This window comes from Pseudomonas sp. 5.2 (assembly GCF_059025405.1).
In genome coordinates this window covers 1-4,378 of sequence record NZ_JBYBHH010000036.1, presented here as the reverse complement: position 1 = coordinate 4,378, position 4,378 = coordinate 1, and the positions used below count along the sequence as shown (strand labels likewise).

Sequence of the window (4,378 nt, the reverse complement as noted above, 5' to 3'; positions counted from 1 at the left end):
TGACCTTGACCCGGCTGCCCAACCAGGCGAGCAACTGAGCCTGGTGCAGACCGACGCAAGCGGCAACGCTTCCGTTGCCCTCGAATACGACGTACCTCAGACCACCGCCCCGGCCAGCCCGAGCGACCTGGCCATCGATGCCGATGGCACCACCCTGACCGGTACCGCGCCAGCGGGCAGCCGCGTGGAAGTGCACGATGCCAACGGCACGCTGATCGGCAGCGCCATTGCCGGTGCCGACGGCACCTTCACCCTTGAACTCACGCCACCACAAGCCAACGGCGAGCTGCTCGATGTCGTCGCCATCGATGACACCGGCCTGTCGTCCCTGCCCGCACAGATCACCGCACCGGACATCACTGCACCAGCCGCACCTACCGAGTTGGCCGTCAGTGCCAACGGCACCGTCGTTACCGGCCGCGCCGAACCAGGCAGCACCGTTCGTATTCTCGCCGCCGATGGCACCGAACTGGGCAGCGCCCTGGTCGGGCCGACTGGCGTGTTCAACATCACCCTCGACCCGCCTCAGGTCGATGGCGAAGTGCTGCAGGCCACCGCAACCGATGCCGCTGGCAACACTTCGCTTGCCAGCTCCGTCACCGCGCCGGATATCGACGGCGTGGACACCACGCCACCCAACGCTCCGACCAACCTGGTGATCGGCCTTGCTGGCCATCAGCTGACTGGCCGCGGCGAAGCGGGTACTACCGTGCAGGTGCGTGATGCCGCCGGCAATGTGTTGGCGACTGGCACCGTTGGCGCGGATGGTAATTTTGTAATCGCCCTTGATCCTGCCGTAATCGATGGCAGCACCCTGCAAGTGACCTTGACCGATGCCGCGGGCAACGTTTCGCAGCCAGGTTCGGTCACCTCCCAAGACCTGCTGCCACCTGCGCAGCCGACTGACCTGGCCCTGGCTGATGGCGTGACCCTCACGGGTCGCGGTGAACCGGGTGCCACCGTTCAAGTTCGCGATGCTGCCGGCACTGTGATCGGCACCGGGCTGGTGGGCGCAGATGGCAGCTTCAGCCTGACCCTTTCACCCGCTCAAGCGAACGGTGAAGCGCTGGATATTCGTCTGGTGGACGCCGCTGGTAACAGCTCGACCCCGCTGCAATTCGACGCGCCGGACATTACTCCGCCTGATGCCGTCAGCAATATCGTGGTCGGCGCTGGTGGCCTGGCCCTCAGCGGGCGCGGTGAAGCCGGGGCCACCGTGGAAGTCCGCGATGCCAACGGCAATGTGATTGGTACCGGCACAGTCTTGGCCAACGGCACCTTCCTGATTGACCTTGACCCGGCTGCCCAACCAGGCGAGCAACTGAGCCTGGTGCAGACCGACCCAAGCGGCAACACTTCCGTTGCCCTTGAATACGACGTACCTCAAACCACCGCCCCCGCCAGCCCAAGCGACCTGGCCATCGATGCCGATGGCACCACCCTGACCGGTACCGCGCCAGCGGGCAGCCGCGTGGAAGTGCACGATGCCAATGGCACCCTGATCGGCAGCGCCATTGCCGGTGCCGATGGCACATTCACCCTTGAACTCACGCCACCACAAGCCAACGGCGAACTGCTCGATGTCGTCGCCATCGATGACACCGGCCTGTCTTCTCTGCCCGCACAGATCACCGCGCCGGACATCACCGCGCCTGCCGCGCCGAGTGAGCTGGCCGTCAGCGCCAACGGCACTGTAGTAACTGGCCGTGCCGAACCGGGTAGCACCGTCCGTATTCTCGCCGCCGATGGCACTGAACTGGGCAGCGCCCTGGTCGGGCCGACTGGCGTGTTCAACATCAGCCTCGACCCGCCTCAAGTTGATGGGGAGGTTCTACAAGCCACGGCTACCGATGCCGCTGGCAATACCTCCACCGCCAGCTCCGTCACCGCACCGGATATCGACGGCGGCGATACCACACCGCCTGACGCGCCTGTTGATTTGGTAATCGGCCTCGCCGGCCACCAACTGACTGGCCGTGGCGAAGCAGGTACTACCGTTCAGGTGCGGGATGCCGCCGGCAATGTGCTGGAGACTGGCACCGTGAGTGCAGATGGCACCTTTGTGCTGACGCTGGACCCGGCCGTCATCGACGGCAGCACCCTGCAAGTGACCCTGACCGATGCGGCGGGCAACGTTTCTCAACCTGGCTCGGTCACCTCGCAAGACCTACTGCCTCCTGCGCAACCCACCGACCTTGCCCTGGCCAATGGCATCACCTTCACCGGCCGCGGCGAACCTGGCGCCACCGTACAAGTACGCGACGCTGCCGGTACTGTGATCGGTACCGGGCTGGTCAACGCGGATGGCACGTTCAGCCTGACGCTGAGCCCTGCTCAGGCCAATGGCGAAGCCCTGGATATCCGCCTGGTCGATGCCGCTGGTAATAGCTCCGCTGCCCTGCAGTTCAATGCCCCAGACATCACCCCACCGGATGCGGTCAGTAACATCCAGGTCGGCCCTGGCGGCTTGGTCTTGGGCGGTCGCGGGGAAGCGGGTGCCACCGTTGAGGTGCGCGACACGGATGGCAACCTGCTTGGCCGCGGCGTCGTCACTGCCAATGGTACCTTCCTGATCAACCTCGACCCGGCTGCGCAACCTGGCGAACACCTGAGCCTGGTGCAGGTCGACCCAAGCGGCAACGCGTCCGTTGCCCTCGAATACGATGTGCCGCTGACCACCGCCCCGGCCAGCCCGAGCGAACTGGCCATTAATGCCGATGGCACCAGCCTGACCGGCAACGCACCCGCTGGAACCCGTGTAGAGGTACACGATGCCAATGGCACGCTGATCGGCAGTGTCGTGGCAGGTGACGATGGCACCTTTACTATCGTGCTCGACCCGGCCCAAGCCAACGGCGAACTGCTCGATGTTGTGGCCATTGACGACACCGGCTTGTCGTCCGTGCCTGCGCAGATCACCGCGCCGGACATCACCGCGCCCGCCGCACCCAGTGAACTGGCCGTCAGCGCCAACGGCACTGTCGTCACCGGCCGTGCCGAACCGGGTAGCACCGTGCGTATTCTCGCCGCCGATGGCACTGAACTGGGCAGCGCCCTGGTCGGCCCAACCGGCGTGTTCAACATCACCCTCGACCCGCCTCAGGTCGATGGCGAAGTGTTGCAGGCCACCGCGACCGATGTTGCTGGTAACACGTCGCTTGCCAGCTCCGTCACCGCGCCGGATATCGACGGTGTGGACACCACCCCACCCAACGCACCGACCAACCTGGTGATCGGCCTCGCCGGCAGCCAGCTCAGCGGCCGCGGCGAAGCCGGGGCCACGGTGCAAGTACGTGACGCCGCTGGCAATGTGCTGGCGACTGGCACTGTAGGCGCGGACGGCAATTTTGTAATCGCCCTTGATCCAGCCGTTAACGATGGCAGCACGCTGCAAGTGGTGCTGACCGACGCGGCAGGCAACGCGTCTGAACCAGGCACGGTCACCTCGCCAGACCTGCAAGCCCCAGACCAACCCACAGGCCTGGCCTTGGCCGAAGGCGTGACCCTTACCGGTCGCGGTGAACCGGGTGCCACTGTTCAAGTCCGCGACGCTGCGGGCACTGTGATTGGTACCGGACTCGTAGGCGCAGATGGCAGCTTCAGCCTGACGCTGAGCCCTGCTCAAGCGAATGGCGAAGCGCTGGACGTTCGCCTGGTGGACGCCGCCGGCAACAGCTCTGCCCCACTCCAATTCGATGCACCGGACATCACGCCACCTGCTGCCGTCAGCAATATTGCCGTCGGCTCCGACGGCCTGGTCCTCAGCGGCCGCGGCGAAGCCGGCGCCACTGTGCAAGTGCGTGATGCCGAGGGCACTGTGATCGGCACCGGCACTGTCTTGGCCAACGGCACCTTCCTCATCGACCTCGACCCGGCAGCGCAACCCGGCGAGCACCTGAGCCTGGTGCAGACCGACCCGAGCGGCAATGCGTCCGTCGCCTTTGAATACGACGTACCACTGATCACCGCCCCGGCCAGCCCAAGCGAGCTGGCGATCAATGCCGATGGCACCAGCCTGACCGGCAACGCGCCAGCGGGAACCCGTGTCGAAGTGCACGATGCCAATGGCACGCTGATCGGCAGTGTCGTGGCAGGTGCCGATGGCACCTTTACTATCGTGCTCGACCCGGCCCAAGCCAACGGCGAACTGCTCGATGTTGTGGCCATTGATGACAACGGTCTGTCGTCCGTGCCTACGCAAATCTTTGCGCCAGACATCACCGCGCCGACTGCGCCGAGTGAACTGGCGATCAACGCCGACGGCAGCGTCGTCACCGGCCGTGCCGAACCGGGCAGCACCGTGCGGGTGCTGGCAGCTGATGGCACCGAACTGAGCAGCGCCTTGGTCGGCCCGACTGGCACCTTCAACATCACCCTT

1 protein-coding gene is annotated in these 4,378 nt (G+C 65.5%); it reads left to right on the top strand.

Annotated features, from left to right (window positions below):
- The coding region (locus tag AC5PZ0_RS28115) for an Ig-like domain-containing protein (protein WP_493856193.1) at window positions 1–4,378 on the top strand (4,378 nt) is incomplete at both ends.